This window comes from Streptomyces violaceorubidus, assembly GCF_000717995.1.
Classification (GTDB): domain Bacteria; phylum Actinomycetota; class Actinomycetes; order Streptomycetales; family Streptomycetaceae; genus Streptomyces; species Streptomyces violaceorubidus.
In genome coordinates, this window is sequence record NZ_JODM01000214.1 from 1 (window position 1) to 259 (window position 259).

The 259-nt window shown below is 56.4% G+C and carries 1 rRNA gene; it reads right to left on the reverse strand.

From position 1 onward, the window contains the following. Nucleotides 1-97 (reverse strand): 5S ribosomal RNA (rrf, locus tag IE94_RS37450); the annotation flags it as partial. Nucleotides 98-259: the final 162 nt, after the last annotated feature.

Here is a 259-nt window from a genome sequence, read left to right on the forward strand (position 1 = left end):
CCCACAGGGTCCCCCCTGCAGTACCATCGGCGCTGTAAGGCTTAGCTTCCGGGTTCGAAATGTAACCGGGCGTTTCCCCTACGCTATGACCACCGAAACACTATGAAACAGACAACCAACCGGTGACCAACACGGTCTGATTGTTCGTGGTTTCAGAACCAACACAGTGGACGCGAGCAACTGAGGACAAGCCCTCGGCCTATTAGTACCGGTCACCTCCACACCTCACGGTGCTTCCAGATCCGGCCTATCAACCCAG